4 protein-coding genes are annotated in these 8,007 nt (G+C 74.7%); all 4 read right to left on the bottom strand.

Translation table 11 applies throughout. The features are described 5' to 3' along the window. Positions 1–30: 30 nt before the first annotated feature. A complete protein-coding gene (locus EF918_RS28840) occupies positions 31–1,353 on the bottom strand; it encodes a methylaspartate mutase (RefSeq protein ID WP_125651869.1) in 1,323 nt (440 codons plus the stop codon). Further along, positions 1,350–1,757, bottom strand: a complete 408-nt coding sequence (locus tag EF918_RS28835) for a cobalamin B12-binding domain-containing protein (RefSeq protein ID WP_125651870.1) — start codon at positions 1,755–1,757, stop codon at positions 1,350–1,352. The genes EF918_RS28840 and EF918_RS28835 overlap by 4 nt, the downstream gene beginning before the upstream one ends. A 191-nt stretch (positions 1,758–1,948) precedes the next feature. Then, positions 1,949–2,155, bottom strand: coding sequence for an MbtH family protein (locus EF918_RS28830; RefSeq protein ID WP_125651868.1), 207 nt, complete (start codon positions 2,153–2,155; stop codon positions 1,949–1,951). Next, a complete protein-coding gene (locus tag EF918_RS28825) occupies positions 2,152–7,887 on the bottom strand; it encodes a non-ribosomal peptide synthetase (protein WP_260610774.1) in 5,736 nt (1,911 codons plus the stop codon). Before EF918_RS28825 ends, EF918_RS28830 begins: the two co-directional genes overlap by 4 nt. Positions 7,888–8,007 lie beyond the last annotated feature (120 nt).

The following is an 8,007-nucleotide window of genomic DNA, read 5'->3' as shown; positions in this document are numbered from 1 at the left end:
GGGTGAGGGTGCTCCGGGGGAGCGACGTGTTCACGGGGCCGGTCCGACCGGTGGCGGTGGCGGCCCGTCGTAGCGGCCGGCGACCGCATACAGGGCTCGCAGCAGGCCGTCCGCGGTCATCGGGGTACGCCCGCCGGGTGCCACGTACGGCACGACGGGCATCGCGCCGACGTCCGACCAGCGCAGCCGCCCGCCGGCGTCGAGGAAGCTGCGGCTGCGGCCGGCGTTGTCCGGGTGCAGGCAGTACGGGACGTCCAGCACGCCCCGCGCGAACGCGGAGCGCAGCGCCCGCCCGGGGTCCTCGGACAGCTCCAGCACGGCCTCCACGAAGGCCCGGGCCTCGCGGTAGACCTCGCTGTCGTCGACGTCCTCCGACGCAGCGCCGGGGGCGTCCTCCTGACGTTCGGTCAGGGCCGCGACGGCCGCCGCCGTCTCCAGCGCCCGCACGTTCTCCTCGACCGTGGGGATCCGGTGCGCCTCCGCGGCCGTCTTCACGATCAGACGCTGCGCCCCGGCCCGTACGGCGAGCCGGGCCGAGGCCTCCAGCAGCCGGGTGGCGCCGTGCTCGGTGTGCGGGAACACCCCCATGTAGGTGTAGAGCACCACGTGCCGGTCCACGTCCGCGGGCAGGAACTCGTCGGCCAGCCGGCGCAGCGCCCGGACCGCCTCCTCGTCCTGCCCGGGGTCGGTCTGCTGCGCGTAGCTCAGGGAGACGCTGCGGATGCCGTGCCGGACGAAGAACAGCCCCTCCAGCAGGCTCAGCGCCACCAGCAGGCCGGGCGGGCAGAGCTGGCCGAGCATGCAGCCGCCGAAGCTCTCCAGGTGCGGCACCCGCGGGGCCGGCACCAGGGTGGCGAGCAGTTCGCAGCAGCGGGCCCAGTTGTCCACGGACTCCGCCAGCGGCGTACGCCCGTACGGCAGGCAGTACGACACGGGTCCGCCCTCGGTGGAGTCCAGCCCGGCCGCCGCCAGGGCGCGCACGATGGCCTCCGGCCGCGAGGAGCCGTGCCGGACCTGGACGGGGAAGCCGGGGTCCAGGACCCCGTCGAGCACGTCCCGGGTCAGCCCGGCCGGGTGGGTGGCGATGGGGTAGCCGTTGAGCGGGGTGCCCTCGACGAGGGCGGCCCGCGCGGCCGCGAGGTCGCCGACCCGGGTGTAGCTGTCGATGGTCAGGGTGCCGACCGTGGTGGCCACGGCCGCCCGGGTCCGCTCCAGCCCGGCCCGCATCCGGCGCGGGTCGCAGAACCCCATCCGGGGCTGGACCACGAGTCGGCCGGCGGCGGCCGCGGCGGCGACGAAGCCCCCGAACGACGGGGCCACGACGGGTGCGGGAAGGGTGGCGGCGGTGCTCATGCGACGGCCAGCCGGTCGAAGGCGGTGTCCAGGAAGCGGCGCAGCGCGCCGGTGTCCCCGTCGTCGAACACGGCCGTGCAGCCGGCCTCCAGCAGTTGTTCGCGCTGCCCGGGATCGGCCGCGCCGGCCACGCCCAGCTTGCCGCCGATGACGACGGGCAGGTGCGGGTCGGCCGCCCGCACGGCGCGGACGGCGCTCAGGCCGTCGCGGTACCCGTGGCCGTTCACGCTGCTGAGCACCACCAGATCGGGCCGCCGCGCCGCGCAGGCCGCGGTCAGCAGGTCGTCGGTGACGCACGGGCCCAGGTTGTCCACGGGGTGGCCCAGCTCCTCCAGGAACAGCTGGAGGTAGACGAGGTTCCACGTATGGGAATCCGAGGCCGTTCCGGCCAGCAGGATGTTCACATTCCGTCGTCGCATGCTCAGAAATATAGGAACCGCCGGACCCCCCGAGGGGAAGTTCCGGCGGCAGTATGGCGGAATGAAGAGGGATTTTTTGAGCGGTGCGCGGGGCGGCCCGGGAAAGGGGAACGGCCGTGCCCCGCGAAATTCGCGGGGCACGGCCGGCGGGTGTCGGGACAGAAATTCCCGGACGGTCAGGCGTACTGGGCCAGCAGGCTCAGCGGGCGGATGTCGGTCCAGTTCCGCTCCACGTACTCCAGGGCGCCGGCGTGCGGGCCCGGGCCCCAGACGATGTCCCAGCCTGCGGGAACGTCCGCGAAGACGGGCCACAGGGAGTGCTGGCCCTCGTGGTTGACCACGACGTGGAAGGTGCCCTCGGTGTCGTCGAAGGGATTGGTCATGACAGGCTCCTCAATTTCTCGGAAAGGATACGGCCGATCAGGGCGAGCGGTTCGGGTTCTCCCATTCGGGTGTGGGGAACCCCGATCATGTGGTTCTCGACGGTGCCGTCGACGTAAGGAATCCAATTCTCTACGAGGGTGTTCTCCGTTTCCCCGTCCTCCAGTGCGGCCAGGAACACCAGATCGGTCTTCACCGGGCGCGGCGCATAAAGGTTCATGATTTCGGCGTGGTTGATGGAGGCGCCGATCACCGAGCGGATCTCGTCGTCGGAGAAGGCCCCCAGCACCGGGTCCTTCAGCCGGACCAGGTCGATGAGCGCCGCCACGTCGAAGGGGGCGTCCTCGGGCTCGTCCGAGGCGTCGCCGACGAGCATGTCCCGCTTCTGCGCCGGGGTCATCCGGCGCCGCACCGGCTCGGTCGGCAGCAGGTGCACGTCCATCATCGCCAGCAGGTCCGTGCGCTCGCCCAGCTCGGCCAGCCGGACGGCCAGCGCGTGGGCGACCGTACCGCCGAAGGACCAGCCGAGGAACCGGTACGGGCCGTGCGGCTGCACCTCGCGGATCAGCGGCAGGTAGTCCTCCACCATCTCCTCCACCGACGCGGGGGAGTGGCCCAGCTCGCCGAGCGCCCGCGCCTGGATGGCGTACAGCGGCTGCTCGGGGCCCAGGTGCGGGGTGAGGCCGGCGTACGTCCAGCCGACGCCGGTGCCCGGGTGGAGGCAGAACAGCGGGGGCCGGGTGCCCTTCGTCTGCAGCGGCAGCACCACGCCCATCGGGTCGAAACCGGTGGGCTCGTCCGCCAGCAGACCGGCCACGGTCGGCGTGCGGAACAGGTCCCGTACGCCCAGCTCCAGGCCGAGCACCGCCCGCATCCGGCTGATCAGGCGCACGCCCAGCAGCGAATGCCCGCCCAGGGTGAAGAAGTTGTCGTCGATCCCGACCTGCTCCACCCCGAGCACCTCGGCGAACAGCCCGCACAGCAGCTCCTCGCGCGGGGTGCGCGGGCCCCGGCCGGCGGCCCGTTCGGCCGGTGCGGGCGCGGGGAGCGCCTTGCGGTCGGGCTTGCCGTTGACGGTCAGCGGGATCGCGTCCAGCAGCACCGCGGCCGACGGCACCATGTGCTCGGGCAGTTCGTCCGCCGCCCAGCGCAGCAGGCCCTCGCCCGTCAGCTCGTACCCGGCACGCGGGACCGCGTACGCCACCAGCCGCTTGCCGCCGGGGCCGTCCTCGAACACCACGACCGCGACCTGCCCCACCCCCGGGTGCCGGGCCAGCGTGGCCTCGATCTCGCCCGGCTCGATCCGGAACCCGCGCAGCTTGATCTGGCCGTCGGCCCGTCCCAGGAAGCGCAGTTCGCCCTCGGGCGTCCAGCACACCAGGTCGCCCGTCCGGTACATCCGGCCGCCGTCACCGCCGAACGGATCGGCCACGAACCGCTCGGCCGTCAGCCCCGGCCGGCCGATGTAGCCGCGCGCCACCTGGGTGCCCGCGATGTACATCTCGCCCGCCACGCCCGTCGGCACCGGCCGCAGCCGCCCGTCCAGCACGTAGATCCGGGTGTTGTCCAGCGCCGCACCCAAGTACACGCCCTGCACGGTGCGTTCGGCGACGGTGAAGCGCTGCTGGTGGGAGGCGAACGTGGTCTCCGTCGGACCGTAGCTGTGCACCAGCACCGTGTCCGGGCAGTGCGTCAGCACCCGCTGGAGCGCGCTCGGCGAGGCCACGTCACCACCGGTCCACACCTCGTCGAGCAGTTTGAGCGTGTCCAGGCCCTCGTCGGCCATGATGTGGAACAGGCCCATCGTGAAGTACGCGGCCGTCACCCCGTACGCGCGCACCGTGTGGTCGATCTCCGCCAGGTCCGTGCCGTCGCCCGGGCAGATCACCAACTGGCCACCGCCCAGCAGCGGCACCCACAGCTCGTACGTCGAGGCGTCGAAGCCGATCGCCGAGTGCACCAGCATCCGGCGGTGGTGCTCCAGGTTCCAGCAGCGGTCCGTGACCAGCTCCACCACGTTGCGGTGGGTCACCCCGACCCCTTTGGGCCGGCCGGTCGAGCCCGAGGTGAACATCACGTACATCAGCGCGTCCTCGCCGACGCGGACGCCCGGGTCTCCGGTGCGGTCCCGGTCCACCACGCCCGGCGCGTCCACCGCCAGCACCCGCACCCCGGCCGCGGCCTCCGCCGCCACCGACGGCGAGGCACGGTGCGCCTCCAGGGTGAGCAGCACCGTCGCCCCGGTGTCCTCCCCGATCATCCGCACCCGCGCCTCCGGCAGCCGCGGGTCCATCGGCACGTACGCGGCCCCGCACTTGAGCACCGCCAGCGCGGCCACCAGCAGCAGCGGCGTACGGTCCATCAGGACGCCCACCGCCCCGTCCCGGCCGACCCCCGCGTCCAGCAGGGCGTGGGCCAGGGCGTTCGCCCGGGCGTCCAGCTCGGCGTAGGTGACCTGTTCGTCGCCGTACGACAGCGCCACCCGGTCCGGGGTGCGCCGGGCCTGCTCCGCGAACCGCTCGTGCACCAGCCCGCAGGCGGCCGACGGCACGGCCGTGTCGTTGTACTCGGCCAGCAGCCGGAACTCCTCCTCGGCGGAGAGCAGTCGGATGTCCCCGATCCGCTGCGCCTGGTCCTCGGCGACCGCCCGCAGCGTCCGCTCCAGGTGCGCCGCCAGCATCGCGGCGGTCCCCGCGTCGTACAGATCGGTCGCGTACTCCAGTACGCCGCCCAGCCCGGCGGCGGAGCCGTCCCCGGCCCGGGTCTCGCGCAGCGACACGGTCAGGTCGAACTTGGTGAACCCCGACTCGGTGCCCAGCGGGGTGCCCGCCAGGGCCGAGCCCGCCACCGTCTCCGGCTCGGCCGGCTGCACCTGCACGATCGTCTGGACCAGCGGGTGGCGGGCGGTGGAGCGGGCCGGGTTGAGCCGCTCCACCAGCAGGTCGAACGGCAGCTCCTGGTGGGCGAAGGCCGCCAGGTCCGTCTGCCGGACCCGGTCCAGCAGCTCCCCGAACTCCGGGTCGCCGGAGGTGTCGCAGCGCAGCACCAGGGTGTTGACGAAGAACCCGACCAGGTCGTCGAGCACCTCGTCGTCACGGCCCGCGACCACCGTGCCCAGCGGCAGGTCGGTGCCCGCGCCGTGCCGGGTCAGCACCGCCGCCAGCGCCGCCTGCACCACCATGAACAGGGTCGCCCCGTGCTCCAGCGCGAGCTGCTCCAGCCGGGCGTGCACCGTCGCGTCGAGGGCGACCGGCACCGCCGCCCCGCGCCGGGAGGCCTCGGCCGGACGGGTCCGGGCCGGGGTCGGCTCCAGCACCTCCGGAGCGCCGGCCAGGGTCTGCCGCCAGAACGCCACGTGGTCCTCGGCGGCCTCGCCGCCCAGGGCGGCCTGCTCCCACAGCGTGTAGTCGGTGTACTGCACCGGCAGCGGCCGCCAGGCGGGCGCCGCGCCGTCCGCCCGGGAGGCATAGGCGGTGGCCAGATCGTGCAGCAGCGGCCCGGTGGACCAGCCGTCGGCGGCGATGTGGTGCACCAGCAGGACGAGGATCTGACGCTGACCGTCACCGTCAACGTCACCGTCGGTGCCCTGCTCCGTGATCAGGGTGGCGCGCAGGGGCAGGTCGGCCGCGAGGTCGAAGACGTGCCCCGCCGCCGCGTCCAGGGCCTGCTCCGTGCCGTCGGCCGGGCAGGTGACCAGGTCCAGCGTCGGGCGGGCGGCGTCCCCGGTCAGCACCTGCTGGTACGGCTCGCCCTCGACCGCCGGGTAGACCGTCCGCAGCACCTCGTGCCGGCCGGCCACATCGGCCAGGGCCTCGGCGAGCACGGCCGGATCCAGTGGCCGGTCCAGCCGCAGCGCGAACGGGATCGTGTACGAGCGGCTCGGCCCCTCCAGCTGGTCCACGAACCACAGCCGGCGCTGCGCGTACGACAGCGGTATCCGTTCCGGCCGCTGCTGCGGTGCCACGGCCGCCGGTCCGGGGCGCCGCGACGGCGCGGCCTGGCCGGCCAGGCGGGCCGCCAGCTCCCGCGGGGTGGGGGCGAGGAACAGGTCCCGGATCCGGGCCTCCACGCCGAGCGTGGCGCGGATCCGGTTCACCAGGCGCACCCCGTACATCGAATGGCCGCCCACGGAGAAGAAGTTGTCGTCCGGGCCGACCTCGTCCCGGCCGATCACCTCGGCGAACAGGGTCCGCAGCAGCGCCTCGGCGTCCTGCTGCCCGGCGCCCGGGCCGGCCGCGGCGACGAGGGCCGCACGGGCCGCCTCCTCCTGGCGGGCCTGCGCCACCTGCGCGCGCAGGGCGGCCACCCGTGCCGCCTCGTCGGCGGTCAGCAGCTCCGCCGCGTCGGGGGTGGCGGGGGCGTGGGGGTCGGCGGCGGCCCGTTCCAGGGCCCGTACGAACAGGTCCAGCAGCAGCCGGGCGGTGTCCGGCTCGAACAGGTCGGCGGCGTACTGCCAGAACACCTGGAGCCCGCCGTCGCCCGGCAGCGCCACGCAGGAGGCGCTCAGGTCGAACTTGGCCGCCTCCAGGCCCGGTTCGGCGAACCGGCCGGACAGCGGTCCGGTGGCCCCGGCGCCGGATCCGTCCTCCTGGTCGGCGGTCAGCATCACCTGGAAGAACGGGTTCACGGCCAGGGCGCGCTGCGGGGCCAGGTGTTCCACCAGCAGGTCGAAGGGGAGGTCCTGGTGGGCGTAGGCGGCGAGGTCGGCGTCCCGGGCGCGCTCGACCAGTTCGGCGTACGAGGCGGCCGGCCCGGACACGTCGGTGCGCAGGACGAGCGTGTTGACGAAGAACCCCACCAGCCCGTCCAGGGCCTCGTCGCCGCGGCCCGCGACCGGGGTGCCGATCGCCAGGTCCTCCCCGGCACCCACGGCGGCCAGGGCCAGGGCCAGCGCGGGCTGGAGCACCATGAGCAGGCTCGCCCCGTGCGCGTCGCCGAGCGCGGTGAGCCAGCGCAGCGCGTCCGCGTCGAGCCGGGCGGTGACGGTGGCGCCGGTGCCGGTCGGCTCGGCCGGGCGGGGGCGGTCGGCGGGCAGGTCCAGCACGGTCGGCATGCCGTCCAGCGCGGCCCGCCAGTGCGCGAGCAGCGCGGCCGGGTCCTCCAGCAGCTCCTGCTGCCACAGGGTGTAGTCGGCGTACTGCACCGGCAGCGGCTCCCGTTCGGGCGCCCGGCCGGCCCGGCGGGCGGCGTAGGCCGTTCCGAGGTCGTGCAGCAGCGGGCCGACGGACCAGCCGTCGGTGGCGATGTGGTGGGTGGACAGGACCAGGGTCGCGGTGGTGGTGCCCGCCTTGTCGTCCTCCGGCGCCCCGAGGAAGAGGGCAGCCCGCAGCGGCAGTTGGCGTGACAGGTCGAAGGTGGCGGCGGTGAAGCCCGCCACCTCGCGGTCGAGTGCGCCGGCCGGGCAGGTCCGGACGAGGAGGGGGACCGGCGGGGCGTCGAGGACGTGCTGGTACGGCTCCCCGTCCACGGCCGGGTAGACGGTGCGCAGCACCTCGTGCCGCTCGACCAGGTCCCCGAGCGCGGCGGCCAGCGCCTCGGCGTCGGGCACCTCGTCCAGGCGCAGGACCACGGGCAGGTGGTAGGTGGCGGAGGGGCCCTCCAGCCCGGCGAGGAACCACAGCCGGCGCTGCGCGTACGACAACGGCACCCGGTCCTCGGCGGGCAGCGGCACGCCGTCGAACACGTCGAAGGCGGGGTCGGGGGTGGCCGCGCCACCGCCCACCCCCCCCCCCACCCCCCCCTCCGCGGGTTCCACCGCCGCCCGCCGCCCCCCGCACACCGCCTGCCGCTGTCGCCCCCGCCGCGCCCGCCCTGGCCGCCCCGCGGGCTGCTGCGCCCCCCCGCCACCCGCCAC

Origin of the sequence: Streptomyces sp. WAC06614, from assembly GCF_003949795.1 — a bacterium.
In the GTDB taxonomy this organism is placed as follows: domain Bacteria; phylum Actinomycetota; class Actinomycetes; order Streptomycetales; family Streptomycetaceae; genus Streptomyces.
This window is presented reverse-complemented; position numbering and strand designations above follow the sequence as displayed.